Annotated in this window: 24 protein-coding genes; 8 read left to right on the top strand and 16 right to left on the bottom strand. The window is 67.4% G+C overall.

All coding sequences use genetic code 11. From position 1 onward, the window contains the following. Window positions 1-55: 55 nt before the first annotated feature. The 5 genes from ACOOHB_RS12885 to ACOOHB_RS12865 all read right to left on the bottom strand — a co-directional run bounded on the left by ACOOHB_RS12885 (window position 56) and on the right by ACOOHB_RS12865 (window position 3,957). A complete protein-coding gene (locus ACOOHB_RS12885; protein ID WP_420445246.1) occupies window positions 56-616 on the bottom strand; it encodes an FxsA family protein in 561 nt (186 codons plus the stop codon). A 186-nt stretch (window positions 617-802) separates the two neighbouring features. Beyond that, window positions 803-1,108 carry a putative quinol monooxygenase gene (locus ACOOHB_RS12880; RefSeq protein WP_420445245.1) on the bottom strand — a complete coding sequence of 102 codons (306 nt, stop codon included), beginning with the start codon at window positions 1,106-1,108 and terminating at the stop codon, window positions 803-805. Between the two features lie 160 nt (window positions 1,109-1,268). Continuing rightward, window positions 1,269-1,643 (bottom strand): hypothetical protein, encoded by a 375-nt coding sequence (locus ACOOHB_RS12875; RefSeq protein WP_420445244.1) that lies wholly within the window; start codon window positions 1,641-1,643, stop codon window positions 1,269-1,271. Window positions 1,644-1,730: 87 nt separating this feature from the next. Then, window positions 1,731-3,146 (bottom strand): amidase, encoded by a 1,416-nt coding sequence (locus ACOOHB_RS12870; RefSeq protein WP_420445243.1) that lies wholly within the window; start codon window positions 3,144-3,146, stop codon window positions 1,731-1,733. 79 nt (window positions 3,147-3,225) lie between these two features. Continuing rightward, entirely contained in the window at window positions 3,226-3,957 is a 732-nt protein-coding gene (locus ACOOHB_RS12865; protein WP_420445242.1) for a flavodoxin family protein, read from the bottom strand. A 208-nt stretch (window positions 3,958-4,165) separates the two neighbouring features. Here ACOOHB_RS12865 and ACOOHB_RS12860 point away from each other — a divergent pair, with 208 nt between their 5' ends. The 6 genes from ACOOHB_RS12860 to ACOOHB_RS12835 all read left to right on the top strand — a co-directional run bounded on the left by ACOOHB_RS12860 (window position 4,166) and on the right by ACOOHB_RS12835 (window position 9,510). After that, window positions 4,166-4,582 carry a hypothetical protein gene (locus tag ACOOHB_RS12860; protein WP_420445241.1) on the top strand — a complete coding sequence of 139 codons (417 nt, stop codon included), beginning with the start codon at window positions 4,166-4,168 and terminating at the stop codon, window positions 4,580-4,582. A gap of 10 nt (window positions 4,583-4,592) precedes the next feature. Further along, a complete protein-coding gene (locus ACOOHB_RS12855; protein ID WP_420445240.1) occupies window positions 4,593-5,777 on the top strand; it encodes a CaiB/BaiF CoA transferase family protein in 1,185 nt (394 codons plus the stop codon). Between the two features lie 50 nt (window positions 5,778-5,827). After that, window positions 5,828-7,021: an acyl-CoA dehydrogenase family protein gene (locus ACOOHB_RS12850; RefSeq protein WP_420445239.1), complete on the top strand. Its 1,194-nt coding sequence runs from the start codon at window positions 5,828-5,830 to the stop codon at window positions 7,019-7,021. 145 nt (window positions 7,022-7,166) lie between these two features. Continuing rightward, a complete protein-coding gene (locus tag ACOOHB_RS12845) occupies window positions 7,167-8,210 on the top strand; it encodes a hypothetical protein (RefSeq protein ID WP_420445238.1) in 1,044 nt (347 codons plus the stop codon). Between the two features lie 114 nt (window positions 8,211-8,324). After that, on the top strand, window positions 8,325-9,122 hold the full coding sequence (locus tag ACOOHB_RS12840; protein ID WP_420445237.1) for an enoyl-CoA hydratase/isomerase family protein: 798 nt from the start codon (window positions 8,325-8,327) through the stop codon (window positions 9,120-9,122). Window position 9,123: 1 nt separating this feature from the next. Next, complete coding sequence (locus tag ACOOHB_RS12835) at window positions 9,124-9,510, top strand: hypothetical protein (protein WP_420445236.1); 387 nt, start codon at window positions 9,124-9,126, stop codon at window positions 9,508-9,510. A gap of 28 nt (window positions 9,511-9,538) precedes the next feature. Here ACOOHB_RS12835 and ACOOHB_RS12830 read toward each other — a convergent pair whose 3' ends face one another. Further along, entirely contained in the window at window positions 9,539-10,417 is an 879-nt protein-coding gene (locus tag ACOOHB_RS12830; RefSeq protein WP_420445235.1) for an LLM class F420-dependent oxidoreductase, read from the bottom strand. Between the two features lie 92 nt (window positions 10,418-10,509). Between ACOOHB_RS12830 and ACOOHB_RS12825 the strand changes: the two genes are divergently transcribed. Continuing rightward, window positions 10,510-11,850: an MFS transporter gene (locus ACOOHB_RS12825; RefSeq protein WP_420445234.1), complete on the top strand. Its 1,341-nt coding sequence runs from the start codon at window positions 10,510-10,512 to the stop codon at window positions 11,848-11,850. A 1-nt stretch (window position 11,851) separates the two neighbouring features. Here the strand turns inward: ACOOHB_RS12825 and ACOOHB_RS12820 are convergent, their stop codons facing one another. From ACOOHB_RS12820 to ACOOHB_RS12785, 8 genes are all read right to left on the bottom strand, one after another. Then, window positions 11,852-12,325, bottom strand: a complete 474-nt coding sequence (locus tag ACOOHB_RS12820) for a YbaY family lipoprotein (protein WP_420445233.1) — start codon at window positions 12,323-12,325, stop codon at window positions 11,852-11,854. Next, window positions 12,309-12,713 (bottom strand): aconitase X swivel domain-containing protein, encoded by a 405-nt coding sequence (locus ACOOHB_RS12815; RefSeq protein WP_420445232.1) that lies wholly within the window; start codon window positions 12,711-12,713, stop codon window positions 12,309-12,311. The genes ACOOHB_RS12820 and ACOOHB_RS12815 overlap by 17 nt, the downstream gene beginning before the upstream one ends. Beyond that, on the bottom strand, window positions 12,710-13,951 hold the full coding sequence (locus tag ACOOHB_RS12810; protein ID WP_420445231.1) for an aconitase X: 1,242 nt from the start codon (window positions 13,949-13,951) through the stop codon (window positions 12,710-12,712). The genes ACOOHB_RS12815 and ACOOHB_RS12810 overlap by 4 nt, the downstream gene beginning before the upstream one ends. Next, a complete protein-coding gene (locus ACOOHB_RS12805) occupies window positions 13,942-14,784 on the bottom strand; it encodes a hypothetical protein (RefSeq protein WP_420445230.1) in 843 nt (280 codons plus the stop codon). The genes ACOOHB_RS12810 and ACOOHB_RS12805 overlap by 10 nt, the downstream gene beginning before the upstream one ends. Before the next feature lie 117 nt (window positions 14,785-14,901). Then, the gene (locus tag ACOOHB_RS12800; protein ID WP_420445229.1) at window positions 14,902-15,663 is read right to left on the bottom strand and encodes an SDR family NAD(P)-dependent oxidoreductase; all 762 of its coding nucleotides are present in this window, start codon (window positions 15,661-15,663) and stop codon (window positions 14,902-14,904) included. 108 nt (window positions 15,664-15,771) lie between these two features. Next, complete coding sequence (locus ACOOHB_RS12795) at window positions 15,772-17,034, bottom strand: TauD/TfdA family dioxygenase (protein WP_420445228.1); 1,263 nt, start codon at window positions 17,032-17,034, stop codon at window positions 15,772-15,774. A gap of 3 nt (window positions 17,035-17,037) precedes the next feature. After that, window positions 17,038-18,258, bottom strand: a complete 1,221-nt coding sequence (locus tag ACOOHB_RS12790) for a mandelate racemase/muconate lactonizing enzyme family protein (protein ID WP_420445227.1) — start codon at window positions 18,256-18,258, stop codon at window positions 17,038-17,040. A gap of 81 nt (window positions 18,259-18,339) precedes the next feature. Next, on the bottom strand, window positions 18,340-19,071 hold the full coding sequence (locus ACOOHB_RS12785) for an SDR family NAD(P)-dependent oxidoreductase (protein ID WP_420445226.1): 732 nt from the start codon (window positions 19,069-19,071) through the stop codon (window positions 18,340-18,342). 94 nt (window positions 19,072-19,165) lie between these two features. Between ACOOHB_RS12785 and ACOOHB_RS12780 the strand changes: the two genes are divergently transcribed. Continuing rightward, window positions 19,166-19,546 (top strand): VOC family protein, encoded by a 381-nt coding sequence (locus tag ACOOHB_RS12780; RefSeq protein WP_420445225.1) that lies wholly within the window; start codon window positions 19,166-19,168, stop codon window positions 19,544-19,546. 28 nt (window positions 19,547-19,574) lie between these two features. Here the strand turns inward: ACOOHB_RS12780 and ACOOHB_RS12775 are convergent, their stop codons facing one another. Both ACOOHB_RS12775 and ACOOHB_RS12770 read right to left on the bottom strand, forming a co-directional pair. Beyond that, window positions 19,575-19,751 carry a hypothetical protein gene (locus tag ACOOHB_RS12775; protein WP_420445224.1) on the bottom strand — a complete coding sequence of 59 codons (177 nt, stop codon included), beginning with the start codon at window positions 19,749-19,751 and terminating at the stop codon, window positions 19,575-19,577. Window positions 19,752-19,755: 4 nt separating this feature from the next. Continuing rightward, window positions 19,756-20,934, bottom strand: coding sequence for an NAD(P)/FAD-dependent oxidoreductase (locus ACOOHB_RS12770; RefSeq protein ID WP_420445223.1), 1,179 nt, complete (start codon window positions 20,932-20,934; stop codon window positions 19,756-19,758). Window positions 20,935-20,960: the final 26 nt, after the last annotated feature.

Raw genomic sequence — 20,960 nt, 5'->3', positions numbered from 1 at the left:
TTCCGCGGCGCCGCGCCCGGGACATCCCCGGGTCCGAAGGGCTCAGGCGAAGGGCTCAGGCGAAGGGCTCGTCGTCGTCGTCGGAGAAGCTCTCAGCGTCCAGCGGGGGACCGGAGCGTCCAGCACCGCTTTGTCCGTCCTGTCCGCTCGGCCCGCGGGGCCCACCGGGCCCACTCGGTCCGCCAGACCACCCGGCAACCGAGATGCGCTTGGAGTAGCGACGCACGAGCACCGAGCGCATGGCGATCCGGGTGGGCGGGAACAGCAGCAGCAAGCCCAATGCGTCGGTCAGGAAGCCGGGCGTCAGCATGAACGCCCCGGCCAGCAAGATCAGCAGTCCGTCCACCAGTTCATTGCCGGGAAGCTCGCCCTGGGCCAGTCGGGTGCGGATCTGGTTCAGCACACCAAGCCCGGATCGGCGCACCATCCAGGCGCCCACAACCGACACGACGAGCAACAGCACGATCGTCTGGCCAGCGCCCAGCCCGCCGGCGACCTGCACGATCACGTACAGCTCCAGCAGCGGAACCGATATGAGCAAGAGAATCAGCACCGCCAGCACGCCGCCCAGCGTACGAGAGCCTCCAGGCGTCGCTTCGTCGCTGACCTCGTTCATCAACCCATCGATCCAGAATCGCCTTGAGTTCGGCTCACACCGTCGACGACACTGCACGGTCGAGTGCAGGTATCCCTCGCCGGAATCGGCGAGTTCGCACTCGACGATCTGGTGGCTCGAACCGTCGCCATATGCGGCTCAGCACATCGGCGCACGCCGGGCGGCTGCACCGCCGTTACGGCGCGCTCAGAGGTCGAGGCCGATGGCGGCGATCGGTGTGGTCATCTGCATTTGGGGCGGTGACGCCATGAGCGGCATGAACGCAGCCATCGCCTGTTGCATGGCTTCGGACTGGCCGTGGTGCTGCATCGACTCGGCATCGGTCATGAGGGCAAAGAACCAGAACGTGTTCCCCTCGCCGCGGTGGTACGAGTAGATCTCCACGCCGGGCTCTTCGGAGGCGGCTTCGACCATCGAGGCCAGCACGGCCGCCATCTCGTCGCCCTCGCCGTCCTGGCATTCGAAGCTGCCGATCACCGTTGCCTTGCCCATGAGTGCGCCTCCTTGGCGTGCGGTTCGAGTCGATGCGAGCACGATCGCGCGGGCATCTCTACCACGAACCGTGCCGATGAACGCAGGGTGGGGCGTGACTCGACCGCGCCTGAATCGACGGTGCCCCATTCGACAGCGCCTGACTTGAGAGGGCTGACGGTCAGGCGCGCCACTCGGCTGGGTCGACGTCGTCGTCGAGGGTCAGGAACACCATCTTGGCCCCATCGGGGACGAAGCGGGACTTGTGGCCCCCGCCGGTGACGTCGTCGGCGAGCAGGGCGTCGCCGGTTGCGATCCGGCGAGTCGAGCCGTCGCCTGCCTCGACCACCAGCTCGCCACCGAGCGGGATCACAAACTGGCGCCGCGGCGCGTTGTGGAAGTCCATGTCCAGCGCCGGCTGCTCGGACCGAAAGAATGCGCCGCTCACCGGCACCACGGCGGTTTCGACACCGCGCTCGCGCTGAGTGCTCGCGATCTCGAGATCCTCGAACGTCGTCTGGCCGTCGGCGCCCGTGCGCATCCATGTGATCTTCATCGAGCGATCTCCGTGTCCGGTTTCGGCTGGGTCTGCTTCGGCGCTGTTTGCTTCGGTTGTGTCTGCTTCGGCTCTGTCTCGCTGGGATCAGCGATCGGTTGCAGCCTCAGTCGCCGGTCCGGCCCACAGCGGCGGGTGCGGCATCGGGCCACGCGCCGCCTCGTACGCGGCCGCGAGTGTGAGCGACAGTGTCTCGTCGCCGCCGCGGCAGACGACCTGCATCGACGTCGGCAATCCGCCCGGCGACACACCGGTCGGCACAGTCGTGCCACACAGCGCGAGAAAATTTGCCGCTCGGGTGAACAGCGCCGGGGTGTTCGTCTCGTCGGCTTCGTCTACTGGCAGCGGCAGCATCGGCGTGGTCGGCGTCACCATCGCATCGAAACCTTCGAACGCTGCCGCAAATTCGGCAAGGTCGATGCGCCGCTGGAGCGTCGCCGCGATGTAGTCGGAGGCCGAGATGTTGGTCCCCGCCAGGACTCTCGCTCGCACCCGCTCATCCACCTTCGAGTTCGGGTCCTCCATGAGCGCGCCGTAGTAGTGGTACGACTCCGCCGTCACGATCAAGAACCTCGTGTTCTTCAGCTCCTCGAACGATGTCGGCAGCTCGAAGGGCACCACGTCGGAACCCAGCCCGGACAGCACCTCGAGCGCGGCGTCATACGCGGCGAGTTGGGCGGCATCCACGCCCACACGCTCGTCGTCGCTCAAGCAGCCGATGCGGCGGCCCTGCATTCCGGCTTGTAGTGCCCCATAGCGACCGGTGCCCGCCAGCCAGTCCCGCTCGGCGGCGGCGGGCGGCGTGCCCAACATGGCGTCGAACATCAGCGCCGCATCGAGCACCGAACGAGAGAGCGGCCCCGGCGTGTCCAGCGTGTGCGACAGCGGAACGATCCCGTCGATCGGCAGCAGACCCTCAGTGGTCTTCAGCCCGACGATCCCGCACAGCGCCGCCGGCAGCCGAACCGACCCACCTGTGTCGGTGCCCACTGCGCACGGCGCCATGCCAGACGACACCGCAACTCCCGAGCCCGAAGACGAACCGCCCGGCGTGCGGGCAACCTCCGGATCCCACGGATTCCACGGCGTGCCCATGTGCTGGTTGGTGCCCCAGCCGCCCATCGCAAATTCGACGGTCTTGGTCTTGCCCAGCAGGATCCCGCCGGCCTCCAGCAGCCGCCGAGCAACTGTGCCTGTCGCCGGCGAGATCCGATCGGCCCACTCCGCGCAGCCCGCGGTCGTGACCCGGCCTTCCACGTCCACGATGTCCTTCAGAGCGAACGGCACACCCCAGAACGGCCCCAACGGCTCACCCGCCGCCAGCGCCAGCGCCGTATCGGCAGCCTCCGCGGCCGCCCGCGCCTCGTCCGCATACACCGCCTGCCAGGCGCCAACCCGCTCGTCCAGAGCCGCAATAGCGGCCAGGCACTCCTCCGTGGCCTCGACCGGACTGCGAGACCCGTCCCGGTAGCCCACCGCCAGCTCAGCAATCGTCGCCGTCACAAGTCCCCCGCTCGCCATTCCTTGGCCAGCCGGCAGTCTCGCGCCCAGCGGCGTCGCTGTCCGCAGAACTGCGTTGAGCTCAGTCGGCTTCGGGGTCTTGGTCCTTGGCGTTGGGAAGCTGCTGCCAGGTTTCGGGGAGGTTGCCGATGGCGGGCAGGCCGTCGTTGTCGCGCAGCATCTTGGCCGTGTGCATCAGGTTCCAGGACATGAACGTGGTGTTGCGGTTGGTGAAGTCGTTGTCGTAGCCCTCGTGGCCGCCATCAGCACGGGGGTCGCCATAGCTGGGGCCGGGCCCGGCCTCGCCCAGCCAGGCACAGTCGGCCTGCGGGGGGACGGTGTAGCCGATGTGCGACATGGCATAGAGCAGATCCATGGCACACGCCTTGGCCCCGTCCTCGTTGCCGGTGATGATGCAGCCTGCCGTCTTGCCGTAGTACAGGTACTGGCCCTTGGGGTTGCGGTCGCCGCTGTAGGCATACATGCGCTCCACCACCAGCGTGGCCACGCTCGACTTCACACCCAGCCAGATCGGCGTGCCGATCACGAAGATGTCGGCCTCCATGATCTTGGCGTGGATCTGGGGCCAGTCGTCTGCCATGCCGTTGACCGTCTGGTCCTTCTCCATGCCGAAGGCGATGGTGTGGGAGAGCGCATGGACGATCTCGACGTCGACGCCGCGGTCACGCATCACCCCGACGGCCCGGTTGATGAGCCGTCGAGTGTGCGACTGGGCGGGGTCGTGCTTGATCGAGCAGTTGATGAACAGTGCCCGCAGGCCGCTGAAGTCGGGAAGGTCGCCTGATTCGTCCATGGTGCTCAACCTTGCTGCTTGCGCTCGCCCGACGTGCCAGGGCATCTGTCGTTGTTTGCCGTCCTGTGAGCGTCAATGTAGGTCTAGGCCGCTGGCCCTGAGTCGCGCGTGCGGCCCGGACCCATCCGCGCCCGCCGGCGAAGCAGACCGCTCCGCGCCCGACGAGTAGGTTCGCAACGGTCGGCGGTTCAACCAGGGGGAGGCCCCGATGACACTTCCAGCAGACGAAGACGACCAATTCTCGCCAGCGGGAACCACTGTCGTATGGGCATTCCTGCTCGTGTTGGGCATGGTCGCACTGTTCGGGCTCACCCAATGGGGTCTCCTCGACGACGTGGCGCAGTCGGAGAACGTTGCTGGTATCGCCATCGGGACGCACAACGCCATCGGGATCGTCGCCATCGGCGGCTGGAACGCGATCGGAGTGGTCGCCATTGGCGGCGCGAACTCCATCGGGGCGATCACTATCGGCGGATTCAACAGCGTCGGCCTGATCGCCATCGGCGGCGTGAATGCGACCGGCTATATCACGCTGGGCGGGCTCAACGCATTTGGAGCGAAGGGGGCGTCGATCTTCCGGTGGTCTCCAAGGTCGCTTCGAAACGGCTCGAGGTTCGGCTGCTAGCGAGGCGGAGATGACTACCGGCCCCGGACCGCTCGAAGGCATCCGCGTCGTCGAGATCGCCACATTCATTGCCGCACCGGGCGGCACGCACCTGCTGGCGTCCCAGGGCGCCGAGGTCATCAAGGTGGAGGACACCGTGGTCGGCGACCCGCTGCGGATGTTCGGGTCGAGCCGCAACGGCATGTCGGGCTGGTTTGCCAATCTCAACGCTGGCAAGCGGTCGCTGTGTATGGACATTGCCTCCGAAGCGGGCCGCGAGGTCATGGCCGATCTGCTGGCTACCGCCGACGTGTTCGTGCAGGCGTACCGCCCCGGCGTCGCCGAACGGCTGGGCATCGGCGAAGCCGACGTGCGCCAGCGCAACCCGAACATCATCTACGTGTCGATCAGCGGCTTCGGCCGCGACGGGCCGTATTCGAAACGGCCGGCGTACGACGCCGTCATCCAGGCCTGGTCCGGCATCGCCGCCGTGCAAGGCGGCGACGACGAGCCACAGTTCGTGCGCAGCTTCATCCCCGACAAGGTCACCTCGCTCACGTGGACCCAGGCCGCGTGTGCAGCGCTGTTCGCCCGAGAACGAACCGGTAGGGGCGAGCACGTGGAGCTGTCCCTGCTGGACTCCGCAGTCAGCTTCATGTGGCCCGACGCGATGATGGAGCACGTCGTGCTGGCCGACGACGCCGACCATCGTCCCAACCTGCTGGCCGACTACCGGCTGTTGGGATGCCGGGACGGCTATGTGGCTGTCATGCCGCTCACCGACGGACACTGGAAAGGCTTGGCCGATGCGTTCGACCGGCCCGACCTGCTGAGCGACCCCCGCTTCGCCGAAGCCGGGCCGAGGGCTGCCCACTTCGGCGAGATGATCGACACGCTCGGCGAAGTTGTGGCCGATGTGGCCCGTGATGACGTGGTCGAGCGGCTCATCGCAGCAGACGTGCCGGTAGCGCCGGCGCTGCGTCCCGACGAGGTCGCCAACGACGCCCAGGTACAGCACTCGGGAGTGATCCGGGAGGTCGATCACCCGATCGTCGGCCGGATCCGTCAGAACCGCCCCGCCGCGCTCATCGCAGGCGGCGTGCCCGAGCTGCGCCCCGCCGTCGAGCGGGGCACCGACACGGACGCGATCCTGACCGAGCTGGGCAGGTCAACCGACGCCATCGCCGAGCTGCGCGCCGCAGGAATCGTGAAGTAAGCGCAGCGAACTCGCAGACGTGAAGACCGAAGTGCAGTAGGAATAGTGAGATGAGCGCAACCGAAGTGCCTGATTCGGCTGGCTCGAACGGCTCAGGCCCGGACCTGCGCATCGACGAGGGCACCGGCGCCGTGCTGACCGAACATGCCGCCTGGAACGAGGAGCACCGCCGGCTGGCCGAGGGCTCGATGACAGCGCTGCGCGACGCGGGCGCCCTGCGCCTGCTGGTGCCCGAACGCGCGGGAGGTGACGAGCGGGAGTTCGCCGACATGGTCGCCAACGTGCGCGAGGCCGCCCTGTACGACGGCGCTGCCGCCTGGGTGCTGATGGTGCTGGTCGGGCACAGCTGGATGCTCGGCTCGATGACCGAGGAATTGCAGGACGAGGTGTACGGGGCCGATCCCGACGCGATCGTGCCCGGCTCGCTGGCGCCGGTCGGCTCGGCCGCCGAGTGCGACGGCGGGTGGCTCATCGACGGCCGCTGGCCGTTCACCAGCGGGGCGATCTGGGGCGAGTGGTTCTTGCTGGGCTCCCAAGTGTTGGCCGAAGGGGAGCGGCCGCGCCTGCTCCACGTGGTCATCCCGCGGAACGACATCGAGATCGACGACAACTGGTATGCGATCGGGCTGCGCGGTACCGGCTCGTGCGACGTGGTCGCGGACCAGGCGTACGTGCCGACGCACCGAACGATCGACTCCGGCGATCTGCTGGGCGGACGCTCGCCGTGGTCGAACCGTCACCGCACCAGCGTGTACCGCACACCGGTCCTGCCCGGGCTGGCGGTGCACGTGGCCGCCGCTGCGCTCGGTCTCGCCCGCGCCGGGCTCGACGATGCCGCCGACCGTTTCGGCGTGCAGGAGGACCGCTACATGGGTTCGCCGAAGTCCAGACGACCGGGTCTGCACATGCGCCTCGCCGAGGCAAACACCGAAGTGCGCTCGGCGGAGCTGCTCATCGAAGACACGATCGGGCTGTTGCGCCACGCTGCCGACGGGGCCGATTCCAAGCAGCTGCGAGCCCACGCCAAGTACCAGGGCAGCTACGCCATCGAGCTGTGCCGCCGTGCACTCGACCGGGTCACCACAGCGGCCGGGGGACGGGCCGTGTTCGACGGCAGCCGCCTGCAGCAGGCATTCCGCGACGCGACGATGGCGAGCCAGCACCAAGTCGCCGACCTCGACACCGTCGGCGAGGCTTACGGCCGCACGCGTCTGGGCATGGACCCCGGCGCCCATCCGCTGTAGCTGAGCTGCTCACGGCCGATTTTCAAAAGCCAGCAACGCGAAATATGTGACCGTTCGCGGACATGAACTACTGAGATACTGGCCAAAGAGCCGGAGCGTGTCCGCGGCGCCGAACACCTTGTTTCGCCGTTCCGGCAAGGAGTTGATGACTGTGAAAGCTCGCTGGGCGAGATTTGCCGCGGCCCTCGCGGCGCTGACACTCGTTGCCGCGGCGTGCGGTGGTGGCGCCGACGACGACGGTGGGGGAGACGTCGCGACGCAGGCGACGACTCCGCAGACCTCTGCGCCGGCAACCACCGCTGCGCCTGTGACAACTGCGCCGGCAACGACTGCGGCTGCACTTCCCACGGATCCGCTGGAGCTGCTCACTCATGCGTTCGAGTCGAGCGCGGGGCGCTCGGTGCGCGGCGAGATGCAATCTGACTTCGGAGGAATGGCAGCGATTGCGCTGTCGTTCGAGGTCGACCCCGACGCCAATATGGCGATGACGATGAGCGTCGACGATCCGGTCGGGGGTGGTATCGCCTTCGAGATCGTGATGGTCGACGGTGCCACCTACGTCCGCTTTGCCGTTCCCAAAGAGTTGCAGGGCCAGGCCCTTGGGCAACCGCCCGAGGGCTGGTTCACTCTCGACGCCACCGCAGCAGCGGGCATGGGCATCTTGTGCCCATCGCCGCTGCCCGGTGAGGCCCCCCGCGCCGGCGTCTGCCCTGCGCCGAACGACAACGCCCATCTGATCGAATTCCTGACCGATGTCGAGACCATTGGGTCTGAGGACATCGACGGCGAACCGATGACCGTCCTCCGCTACACCCTCGATGCTGTGGCCTTGGCCGAATCGCAAGGGACCGCATCACAGGGGACTGGGGCCGATGGCAGCGGCGGGTCGGCCCCGTTCCCCGCGGAAATGTTCGGCGATGGCTTGGCCACCGACATCTGGATCGACGGCGAGGGCCTCACGAGGCGCATCAGTCTGGATCTGGGGTCGATGTTCGGGGACCTCGCGGAGGGATTCGGCGCCGACGCCGAGGACATCCCAGAATTCGCCATCGTGATCGACTTCTACGACTACGACGCCGACATCACGATCGAGGCGCCGCCCGCCGATGAGATCGTGGGCGATTTCGGCGACCTGATGGGCCTCGGCTTTGACGAGGGTTCCGGCGCCGCGCCCGACTACGGCGGCTGATAAGGCTGCTGCTGTGGCCGGCCCGAGCCGGTCACCCATGTCGCCTGGGCTGAGCGGAGGCGCGGCATGTCAAACTGCCAGCGTGAACGTTGGACTTGACCCGGGAGCGCGGCGATGACGGCAGACGCAGCGACGGCATTCGAGACGGTGCGGGTGGACGGCGACGGACCGGTACGCCACCTGGTTTTGAACCGGCCTGAAGTGCACAATGCCGTTAATGCCCAGCTGGTGGCTGATGTGCATGCGGCATGTCTCGCGCTTGACGCCGACCCCGGCGTGCGGGTCGTGATCGTGCGTGGCGAGGGCAAGAGCCTCTCGTCGGGCGCTGACCTCAAGCAACAGCGCGGCAGCAGCCTGGACTCAATGCTGGGCTCGAAGCACGGCGCCCGCATGTACGACACGCTGATGCACCTCAACCCGATCACCATCGCCCTGTGCCACGGCTACATGATCGGCGGGGGAGGCGTGCTGCCCGCTGCGTGCGATTTCCGCATCGGCAGCCCGTCGATCAGCCTCACGCTCAACGAGGTCAGCATCGGCTTCAACCTGACGTGGCACTCGGTCCCCGCGCTGGTCAACCTGGTCGGTCCGCACCGTGCCAAGGAGATGCTGATCCTCGGGCGCACCTACGGGATGGAAGAGCTGGACAAGTTCGGCTTCTTTACCGAGACGGTGTCGAGCGACGACGAGCTGGTGCCCGCCGCCGAGCGGCTGGCCGCAGCAGTCGTGAACCAGCCACCGGTGCCGGTGACAGCGTCGAAGGCGTCCATCAACGCACAGGCGATGCCGTTGGGCCGAGCGATCAACCACCTCGACCACGTCGCCGTGGGGTACATGGGCAAGAGCGACAGCTCCCGCACCGCCCGTCAGACCTACTTCGACCAGAACGAGCGCAACTGGTCCGACGATTGACATGCGCCGTCGAGATGTCGGCTGGCCCAACCAGCGGACTCTGCTGCTGTACCTGCTGGGCGGATTGCTGATTGCAGCGATCCCTGTCGTCGTCTCGCGCTTTGTCGACCAGCCCGATCCGGAGACTCACACGATCGACATCCCGCCTGGCACAGCGGAGCGCCTGGCTGCCGGCGAGGACGTGGAAGTCATTCCCGACGAGCTGGACTTCAAGCTGCGCGATGTGTTGATCATCGTGAATCGTGACTCGGTGGCACACACCATCGGCCCCTTCGAGGTTGGGCCAGGCGAAAGTTCCGAGCACAGCTTCGGTGAGGCGGCGGCCTTCAGCAGCTACTGCTCGCTGCACCCCTCCGGAAGCATCCGCATCTCCATCGGAGACGGCTGAGGCACCACCGGGCGAGCGCCAAACGCCGTCATGCCTCGGCGCAGGCCGGCAGGGCCTCTTCGGCGAACTGCGCGATGGCGTCTTCGGGGCGTCCCATGCGCAGCGCAGCGGTGTTGACCAACAGTCGCTGCACGCCGTGGTCGCGGTACACCTCGAGGCTTTCGAGCCCCTCGCGGTGGTAGTTCCAGTATGCGGTCAACGCCAGCTCGGCGGGGTCGCGGCCTTGGCGGTCGCACTCGGCGTGCATCTCGCCGATCAGGCGCTTGAAGTCGTCGAGGTCTTTGTGGATGACGTACCAGCCGTCGCCGCGGGCCACCAAGCGGCGGATGGCTGGCGGCGTCGTGCCGCCAATGAGCAGCGGCATACGGGGTCGCTGCGCCGGCGTCGGCAGCATCGAGAACCCGGTCCAATTCAGGAACTCGCCGCGAAAATCCACGTCCTCGCCGCTCCAGGCGGCCGTCATCGCGTCGATGTACTCGTCGGCACGCGCACCCCGGCGGCCGAACGGCACACCGATGGCGTCGAACTCCTCTTCCAGCCAGCCCACGCCGATGCCTAGCTCCAGCCGTCCGCCGGACAGATGGTCGAGCGATGACGCCTGTTTGGCGAAGTACAGCGCGTTGGCCTGGGTGACGATGTTGACGCCGGTACCCAGGCGCAGGCGCTGCGTGGCCCCCGCGACGTACGTCAGCGCGATGAACGGGTCGGTGAAGCCCACGTCCGTCGGGAGGCCCAGCTTGCCGCTGGGGTGGTACGGGTACCGGCTCTCGTAGTCGTGGGGCACGATCACGTGCTCGAACGTCCACACCGACTCGTAGCCGAGCTCTTCGAGCTGCTGTGCGAACGATCGCAGGTATCCGGGGTCGAGGTAGGCGGCTGAGTTGATGGGAGTGATGCCGACGTGCATTTGCGGGACCTTACGCGGACCGATCGGGATGCCGCCGTGGCGCCGGGACGGTGCACCGTGCGACGCGCCTGCACATGCGCCATGCTGTAGCGATGTCGGAGGGCTCGGTGTTTGCGGTGCATCGAGCGTCCGCGTACTCGAGTTCGGACCAGGCGCGCATTCAAAAGCGCACCGTTGTCGTGCTGATCGCCAGCCAGGCCGCGGGTGGCTTCGGCCTCGTGGCGACGTACATCGTGAGTGCTCTGCTCGCAAAGGACATCACGGGCAGCGCGACACTTGCCACGATCGCGGCCAGTTGCTTGTCGATCGGTGCAGCAGCGGTTGCCGTGCCGATGTCGAAGTTGATGAACCGCCACGGGCGGCGCGTCGGGCTGCGTTTCGGGTACCTCGTAGGGGCCGGGGGTTCGACGCTCGCGGTGCTCGGCGCAATCCTGCTGAGCTATCCGCTGCTGTGTCTGGGCGTGTTCGGCGCGGGAGCCGGCAGCGCGGCCAACTTGGCGACTCGCTACGCAGCGTCCGATCTCGCACCCGAGCACCGGCGCGCCAGCACGATCAGCATGATCGTGTGGGCCACGACGTTCGGCTCGACCGCCGGCTCGGTGGTGTCGGGCTTTGCGAGCGACGTCGGCCGCACAATCGGACTGCCCGACAAGACCGGCTCGTACGTATTCGCTGCTTTCATGTTCCTGGTTGCCGCCGCAATCGTGGAGCTGTTCCTGCGGCCCGACCCGCTGGTGGTCGCGAACGAAGTCAGCGAATCACTCAATGGCGCCCGCGGCCGATCGGCAGCGTTGCCGACGCCAACGGCGCGCGACGCGCTGGCACTGATCTGGCAGAAACCACAGGCTCGTCTGGCCGTGCTGGCGATGGTCGTCAGCCAGGTGACCATGGTGGGCGTCATGGCGCTGACGCCATTGCACATGGATGCGGGCGGCCAGTCCCAGAACGCCATCGGGTTCATGATGGGGTTCCACATTCTGGGCATGTACCTGTTCTCGCCGGTCATCGGGCAGCTCACCGACCGCATCGGCAACTATCCGATGCTGTACATCGCGGGCGGTCTGTGCACCTGGGGAGCGTGGTGGGCGGCAGTCACGCCGCCCACGGGCGCGGTGGGTGTGTTCATGGGGAACTTCCTCATCGGCTTGGGCTGGTGCTTCGGGGTGATCGCAGCGTCGAGCCTGCTGGTGACGCTGTATCCCATCCACCAACGAGTCGCAGTGCAAGGCGTCGGTGACTTCGCCATGATCGGCTCGGGCGCATTGGCCGGGCTGACCTCGGGTGCGCTGTACGCGACATTCGAATACCGGGGCGTGAACTACGCCAATGCGCTCTTCGGCGTGGCGCTGATTGTGGCCACCTTCTTGACGTTCACCGGGGTGAGGCGTGTGACACGGCGACCGCAACCCGCCGCAACCGTCGGTGGCGGCTGATCTACGGCGCCAGCTCGGGCGGCGGCTCCACCATCACCAGGGTCATGTCGACGCGGCGCGGGTTGCCGCGGGTGATGACGTCGTAGGAGGTGTCGTTGGTGAACGCCATGCGGCCGTCCGACTCGGTGATCACCGCCGAGACTGAATACGTGTTGCGGTCGTCAATTTCGTCGCTGGGGTAACGCACGTCGAAGTCGATGGGCACCTGGCCCGGGCTGGCGATGATCTGCTCGGCGATGAGCACTGCGGCGGCATCTGCGTAGGTCGTGTCGCGCAGCTGCACGGTGACGACGGCATCGGGCGTGAGTGCGATGCGCTCGCGGTAGGTGATGGTGCCTCTCACAGAAGCATCGGCGCCGGGGGGCGCTGGATTGATCACTTCGGTCGAATCGTCGTAGTAGCCGCACGCGCCGGCAACGAGCGCGAGCCCGACCGCCGCGCCGGCCAGCCGAAGTGATCTACGGAATACGTGCACGGTTCGCCCCAACCTCCACGGTCTCACCGGCGATGAGATTGTCGAACCGAGCTGGCTCGATGAGCACGACGGGGCAGTCGACCGCGTACAGCTCGGCCGCAACCATCGCCCCGACGACGACGTTGATGTCGGGCTCAGTGACCAGGATGGCTGCAGGCCCTGTGCCTCGGCGGAGCATCTCGCAGAGCGCAGCCGGCGTGGCGCACGACCCGCGCGATCCCGCGAGCGCAACGATCTTCCCGGCGATCGAGGTGCCCGCTTGGGGGTGGGCCTGATCGATGATCGTTCCGGACATGTCGATGCCGCCCCAGAAGCTGATCGTGTCGTTCAGCTTGGCCACCTCACCGCTCGCCGAGCCTCCGTGCAGCGAGTGGCCGTCGATCCTCACAGCACGACCTCGCCGCCAATCGCCGACTCGACGCAGGCGCGGAGGCTGCCGAACGCAACCTCGACACCCAGCGTTCCGGGCGCGTAGTAGGCCCACTTCGCCGAATTCGTCATGACGAACCCGCTGACGCCGGTGGGTGTCGGCGGGTAATACGTGCAGGTGTCGCAGATCACACGCACGCCTGCATCGGCGAGCTGAGGTCTCCAGCCGAGGGCATCGATTTCGGCGAGGACGGCTCGGCTCGTCGTGACGAGCATCTGCACTCGGGTGCTGCGGCCGTCGAGCAATCGCAGTAGCTCGCCGAATTCTTCCGTCGAGAAATGCGGCGTCCCCAAGCACACTGCACTGAGCCAACCCGACGAGCGAGTCGACAACGCGGCGCGGGTTTCGGCGAGCATTCCGGTGTCGATGACGGTTTGACGTGCGGGCGTGCGACCTCCGGTGGCCGCTTCGAGCGTGGCCGCTTCGGGCGTCACGCCGACGACGTGGAACATCGCCACAGAGCCGGAGGATGCTGCCGCGGCGGCGACAGCCTTGAGTTGGTCTTCGCCGAGCGGGCCCATGCCGTCGATCACCGGGACACGGGTGCCCGTCAGCCGACCGACGATGATCCCGACGAGATGCGCCAACGATGCGTCTTCGTGCTCAGCGTCGGACGCTGAGTCGGGCAGCTGGAGACGGAACAGGTGTGTCGCCCCTCGGCCGTCATCGGTGTGCAAACCCGAGAGCGGCACCGCCCCGACGACCGCAGCGCTGACGTCGAGGAAGTCGCCGTACTTGTTGGTGCGGGCGCCGAGGACCGAGTTGAAGAACGAGACAGCGTTCGACTCCGCAGCCGCCACGTGCTGGCCGAAGCCGGGCCGTCCGTCCGGCTGCTGGTACGGCGCACACGTCCACATCGGCGTTGCACCGAGCTGCTCGTAAATCTCCATGAGCCGTCGGGCGCCAGCCACCGACTCGGGATCGTTCGACTCGGGCCGCAGGGTCGGCGTGGCGCAGGCGATGAGGCTGGCATTGGTGTGCGTGGGCACGGTGAAGCGGGCGCCGTTGCGAAGCAGGAACTCGGCGAAATCGAGTGAGGCGCGGCCCGAGTAGTGGCAGGCGCTGATGTGCGCCATCTCGATGGGCACCAGCTCAGTTGCACCGCTGAGTTCCGCAGCGCTGAGGACCAGGCGTGTTGCCAGCTGTCGTGCGCGGTCCCCCTGTCCGAGTCGCTCGCGCAGTTCGTTCAGCTGCATGGGGGTTCGGGATTCTGCAGCGACGCGAGCAGCGAGCCGTGGCGCCCGAGTGGGGCGACGCCCAACGAACCGAAGATGCGCCAGTAGAGGCTGATGTCCGACCCGATTATCGGGACCCCGATCGCCGCTTCGATGTCGGCTGCAAGGCTGACGAAGCGCCGCGGCAGACCGTCCGCGCCGCGGTAGTTGGACATGCCGTTCACCAGTACTGCGTCCACGTCGGGGGCCTGGTCGAGCGCGTACTTCGTCGACTTCAATGCGAGGTCGCCGGGGAAGATCCAAGTGTGGTCGTTCACCTCTTCCTGGGTGGCGTACCAGCCTTGGTCGATGAAGTTCCCTGCCCACACCACGTCGATGCCCGCACTGCGCAGGAACCTCACGACCCCGTCGCGCCAGTCGGGCCAGAAGTACACGGCATTGAGCGCGATCCGCTCGTATCCGTGCGCCTCGCAGGCTTCCACCAGCGTCAGGCCGGCCATGTGGAACGGTGTCTCGTACTTGTCGGACATCTCGGCGACGAAACGCCGGATGTCGGAAGCGTCGGTGCCGCTGGCATGCACCCAGTTCGTGCCGACCTGGCCGACGACGTCGGCGCCGCTGTTGCTGAGACAGTGCACGGTCTCTTCCAGCAAGGGGAAGAGACCGGCCCGGTCGCTGAGCCGGTGCGCATAGTCGGGGGCGTGCAGCAGGCGCCCGTGCACGCCGACGGTGTCCGGGCACATACGCAGGAAATCGCTGGGCGCGGCGTCGAAATCCATGGGCGGCGCGGTGAATCCCACCTGGTGGGGGAACAGCTTCTTGTCCGGATCGGACCATTTCTCGGGTTTGGTCACTGGGCTGCGTTTCCGTTGTTCGTTGCCGGCGTTTGGTGCCGATGCTCGATGCTGTCTGCCGGTGTGGTTGTCATTGTTCGTGGGGCCGTGGAGCCGTGGGGCCGTGGGGCCGTGCAGCTAGGCACTCCAGCCGCCGTCGACGTGGATGGTCTGGCCGGTGATGTAGCTGGCACCGGCGCACAGGAACAGGCACGCGTCCGCGTACTCCGCGGCGGTGCCGGGGCGACCCAGCGGCAGCGACTTGGAGTCCTCGAAGACGGTCTCCCAGCGGATCGGGAAGTTGGTGGAGTCGGGGTGCACGTAGCTGGGGGAGATGGCATTCACCCGCACCTCGGGGGCGAGGCCGCGTGCCAGCTCCTTGGTGAGCGTGATGAGCCCGCCTTTCGCGACGCTGTAGGGCGAGCTGGAGCCGCCGCCTCGCCACCCTGACATGGATGCCGTGTTCACGATGGCACCGCCGGATGCCTTCAGGTACGGCGCGGCCGCTTTGGCAGTGCGGAAGGCCGACAGCAGGTTGATCGACAGCGCTTCGGCCCACAGCTCCTCTGTCTGCGAGTCGAGGTCGCTGGCGGGGATGGGTTTGAGCGTGACCGGGTGTCCGGCGATGTTGAGCAGGTAGTCGACGCCGCCCATCCGGTCAGCAGCGGCTTCCACCATGGCAACCACGGAGTCGTTGTCGCGCAGGTCACAGGGAGCCCCAAACACGTCGAGACCTTCGGATTGCAGCGTTCGCACGGTGTCGGCGAGTCGGTCGGCGTTCAGATCGGCAATGGCGACCATGCTGCGGTTCGCGGCGAACGTGCGGGTCACGCCGAGGCCGATGCCGCTGGCCCCGCCGGTGACGATGGTCCGCTTGCCGGTGAGATCGGCGCTGATCATGAGGCGCTCCTCATGGGGCAGTCTCCGTGTCGGTTCGCAGTAGAGGCATGTGTCGGCGGGTGCTGAGACGTCGGTTGGCGGGGTGGGCCGAGCCGGACCGGGACACGCTCACGAACCCTGCGGCAAGTATTGGTCGTGGGACCACGGGTCAAGTAGCAGGCCGAGCTCCCGCAGCCGGCCGTGGAACTCGTCGCGGGGAACGTGGCACAGCCGGATGTGACGGCCGCTGGCCGGATCAAACGCAGTGCGCCCGTGCATGACTCGATGGTTGTCGATGAGCACGCCCTGGCCGGGCTCGACCCGGATCGTGGCGGTGAACTCAGGGCTCCCCATCCGGTCGCTGAAGGCGCGGATGGCGTCGTAGAGCCGGTCGATGTCGTCAGGTGGCACGTCGAGCGGGCCGAGGGCCCGGTCGAAGTAGCGAATGCCGCTTGGGCGGCCGAACTCGTCGAGCCGGATGAGCGGGCTTCGGCTGCGCATGTTGATCTCGCCAGGGTGACGCCGCACGTGGGTGACCGGCAGTGTGGTGAGCGCTTCGAACGCAGCGGGTTCTTCGGCCTGCAGTGACTCGGCGATGGCAAAGCCGTCCACGTAGGTGCTCATGCCGCCGACATCGGTGTTGGACAGGCAGTGAAAGATGTCGATGCCGGGCGGGGAGTAGTAGAAGGCGTCGTCGATGTGAGGCGCCTGAGCCATGCCGGTCTTGGCGCCCAGCTTCGCTACCGGCTCGGCCCGCACGTCGTAGATGCGGCCATAGACGGTGGTCTCGTGGATCGGGCCGACGAGGTTGGCGAGCTGCTCGGTTTGCTCGGGCTCGGTGCCGAGGTTCGCGATGCGCACGATGCCGTAGTCGCGCAGCAACCGGTACGCGCGCAGCTGGCCGGGGCCGCCGTCGCTGGCGTCGTCCCACTCGACGGTGGGGAAGCGGTCCGACAGCTCTGCTCGCCACGTGATCGGCTGCCACGCGGCTCGCCGTTGGCGGGCCTCTTTGTCGTAGGCGTTGGCGGCGAGCCAGTCGCTGCCGTAGGTCGAACGATGGCCGTCGGGCCACGTGAGCTCCAGATCACCGTCGACGGCTTCGGACCGGGTTGGCGCGATGTCTGATGGGAAGCTCGTCACGGTCGTGAAGCGAATGCCGTCGGCGGGGTTGCCGCACTCGGGACACCAGCAGCAGTGCCGCAGCCACTGGCCGGCGAATGCGCGGCTTTGGCCATTCGAGAACTGGACATGCACCCGCCGCTCGTCGATGATTGCGCTCGTCACCACGGGTGCTTCGGCGATGCCGAGTCGGTTGCCGAGGTGCGGGTTGTGGGTGGTGATGTCGCCAACGGCGCCATGTGTCGTCGACGCTGCAGTCGACGGTTCGTTCACCGCTCAGTCGCTCCCGCCGCTGGCGGCGTCCAGCGTGTGCGCCGCCACCAGCTCGTCATTCAGCTCCACGCCAAGCCCGGGCCCGGTGGGCAGCGCCGCGTACCCGTCGACGATCTCGGGCTCGGGCGGGTGCACCAGCTCGGTGCGCAGTCGAGAGGGGCCGAGGCGCGACGACCGGAACTCGACCATCGGAATCGTCAGGGCTGCCGCCTGGAGATGGAAGTTGGCGACGTCGGTGATGCCGGTGGCGAAGCTGTGCGGGATGAGCTGGGCGCCGTGCAGCTCGCACAGCTCGGCGATGCGCATCAGCTCGGTGAAGCCGCCCGCTCGGCTGACGCCGGGCTGGACTAAGGACACGCCGCCGGTGGTCAGCCATTCACGTACCTCCCAGCGGCCCGCTGCGAACTCGGCGCCGCCGATCCGCAGGGGCGACACCGCTGCGAGGCGGGCGTGACCGGCCAGGTCGTCGTGGCGCAACGGCGCCTCGGCAAAGGCGATGTCGAAATCTTCAATGCGCCGCAGCGTCCAAGCGGCGTCGTGCCAGTCCCACCAGCGGTAGCCGAAGTCGAGGGCGATCGTCAGGTCATCCCCGAGCGAGGTGCGGCAGGTGCGGACGAACTCGACGATGCCCCGGTCAGGCACTTCAGCGCCGAACAGCACCGGCACCTTCACCGCTGTGAGGCCCTGGTCAACGGCAATGGCGGCCTGACGAGTGATCTCGTCGAGCACTGCGCTCATCGGCCCGTCGTAGATGTCGCCCGGGTAGCAGGTGGCATACGGCCGGATGCGCTCGGTCCGGGCCCCGCCAAGCAGCTTGTACACCGGCAGGCCGAGCTGGCGGCCGGCCAGGTCGTAGAGCGCGATGTCCACCGCTGAGTAGGCCTGGATGTAGGTGCCGCGGCGCCCGTGGTAGAAGCTGCCGTGGTACGCCCGGTCATAGAGAGCGGCCGCCTCGATCGGGTCGGCACCAACCACCACGTCCTTGATGCCCTGGCTCCAGAAGTGGATGGTGCGCTGGTCGATCATCGCTTTGACGACCGCTGGCGTGCAGACCGATTCGCCGATTCCGACACGTCCGTCTTCGTCGATGACCTTGACCAGCAGGGTCTCCTCGGAGCCTTCGGCGAAGGCGTTGCCCATCGCGGGCACCGAGACGATCAACGCTTCGACCGCGGCAACGGGGCACGGCTGGCGGACGGGTATCACCGACGTGCTACCCGACATGTCAGCTCTTGGTCCCGTCCGAGCCCCCGGCCCTGTATGGCGCTTGGCGCCACGTGATCACACGTCTCGGCCGCTCGAACGTCATCCGATGGGGCTCTGTGCAGTGAGGCCACCGTCCACAGTAAACACGCTGCCTGAGATGAAGCGGGCCGCTGGCCCCGCCAGCCAGGCGACGACCTCGGCGACGTCGTCGGGAGTGCCGAGCCGGCCAACAGGATGGCGGCCGATGGCGGCTTGACGGGCCGCGTCAGGGTCCGCTTCGAGGTCGAACACGGCGTCAGCAAGAGCAGTTGCGATCCAGCCGGGACTAACTGCAACGCAGCGGATGCCCTGGTGCCCGTGGTCGACCGCGACGGCTCGGGTGAGGGCTTCGACGGCACCCTTCGAGGCGTTGTAGACGGCCATGCCGGCGTCGGCATGAGTTGCCGCCACCGAGCCGATGTTGATGATCACGCCGCCGTCGGGTTGGCCGGCCATCTGGCGCACGCCAGCACGGCACATGTTGAACACGCCCCGCACGTTGACGTCGATGACGTGATCGAACTCCTCGTCGGTGGTGTCGGCAACGGTCTTCTCGACCTGCACGCCGGCGTTGTTGACCACCACGTCCAGCGACCCGAACTGCTCGACGGCTGCGGCCACTAGCGCGTCGGCCCCCGCAGGGTCCGCGACATCGGTGCGCAGCCACTCGGCACCGTCGAGATCGGGCGCGCTCCGGCTCCCCGTCAGCACCGACCAGCCGTCAGCCACGAACCGCCGGGCGATCGCCTCGCCGATCCCCGAGCTCGCCCCCGTCACCACCACACTGCTCACGGTGCCTCCTCAGCGTTCCCATAGGGCAGGCTTGCAGCATGTCTCATGGGTGTGACGCCGGCGGCCCGCCCGTCCCTGACCAGAGAGCCGCCGGGTGAAGATCGTCGCCATCGACCACGTGCAGCTCGCAATGCCCGCTGGCGAGGAGACTGCCGCCCAAGCGTTCTACGAGGGCCTGCTCGGCCTACCGCGGGTTCCCAAGCCGCCTCACCTCGAAGCCCGAGGTGGCTGCTGGTTCGAGAGTGACACCGTCAAGATCCACCTTGGCGTCGAGCAGCCAACCGATGGCCCGTTCCACCCCGCCTGCAAAGCCCACCCTGCCCTGCTGGTCAGCGACCTGCCTGCACTCGTCGAGCGCCTTCGAGCCGCCGGCGTGCCCGTCCGCGACGACGACCCCCTCGAGGGCTACGACCGCGTCTACGTCGACGACCCCTTCGGCAACCGCATCGAGTTGATGGAGCCCCTCGGCGCTTAGCGGACCCACAAGCCCGCAAGGCCGCGGTTCAGCACCACTGCAGGTCGTCGGTCGTCTCGCGGGCGAGGTCCGCCAAGTAATCGGACAATCCAGCGTCTGCTTGATGGGCCAGAACCTCGCGGATGAAGCGTTCGCGGCTCATCCATCGCGGTCGCAGATCAACGGCAGCCGGTTCGGTTGGTGATTCCCCTTGTGTCGCACTCACGTCGTCAACCGTAGGGAAAGCGCCCGGTCAACGCGGCATCGTTTTCCGACGGCGTGAATGACGCGAGCTTGAGTACCGGGTCGGTCCAACCTTCGTCGGCGAACAGCGTCCCCGCCAGTCGCCCGATCTCATCGGCCGACTTCGCCGCCGAACCGCAACCGCCGATTGCGACCGCGACGCGATCATCGATCCAGTCGATCCACGGGAGACCGTGCGGGGTGTCCGTGACCACGCAGGGCTTCATGTCTCGGGAGCGGATCGTCCGGTCGGGCAGGAGCGCTCTCAGCCGGTCCTCGAGTCCATCGGCCTCGGTGGGGCTCCCGCCGCTGCGAAACCAGGCCACGACATCGGCGGGGTTGGTGGCGTACCCGACGGAGCGGTCGTAGCCGCCGATCTTCAACATGGTTCGCCCGTCCGGGAATCGAACCGGCGGAACCCAGTAGACGTCACGGTCGGAATCGGTCTCGGCCCGAGAGATGAGGCTCGGAAGCGTCGGGCCGTCGTCGAGCTCGGTGAGCAGGATCGTTCGGAGTGTGCGCTCAAGCGGCAAGTCGACCGCGACGAGCTCAGCCGCCCAGGCCCCAGTGCACATGAGCACACGGTCCGCGAGCAACGTGTCGTTCCCGACGGTTAGCTGCACGCCGTTGGGTGTCGGTGCTGCCGCCGAGACAGGCGCGTCCACGATCACGCCGCCCGCTGCACTCGCCAACCGGTTCTGAGCGACGATCATGCGCCGCGGGTTGATGTGGCCGGCCGGTGCGGACTCGAGAATGATCGTCTCCGCGCCCGACATGGCGATCCCGAAGCGCTCAGCGACCTCCGTCGCCGTGACCTCACGCGCGTCGACGTCGAGTTCCAGCGCGAGAGCGAGATCCGCTCGCGGCTCAGCCGAGGCGTAGACGAGTCCGGCACCGGTATGAAACGGCACACCCGAGCGTTCCTCGATGTCCGCGTACCTGGCGATCGATCGGATCGCAAGCTGGGACCAGGTGGGATCAGGATCAATCATCCGCGTAATGCGGCCCTCGTCGTAGTGGCTCGCGAACGGACCCTCCGAGGTTGCGTAGTCCGCCGGTTCACCAGGTCCGATCAGCGCTACGGAGCGCCCGGCCTCTGCAAGATGTCTCGCAGCAGCGCTGCCGATCAGACCTCTTCCGACAACCGCTACCTCGACGTTCGACATGGGTGCAACGTAGATGCTCTCTTGCC

It is taken from the genome of Candidatus Poriferisodalis sp., from assembly GCF_965215815.1.
Taxonomy (GTDB): Bacteria; Actinomycetota; Acidimicrobiia; order Acidimicrobiales; family Poriferisodalaceae; genus Poriferisodalis.
Note: the sequence above shows the minus strand (reverse complement) of the source record. Positions and strands in the feature narration are given on the sequence as shown.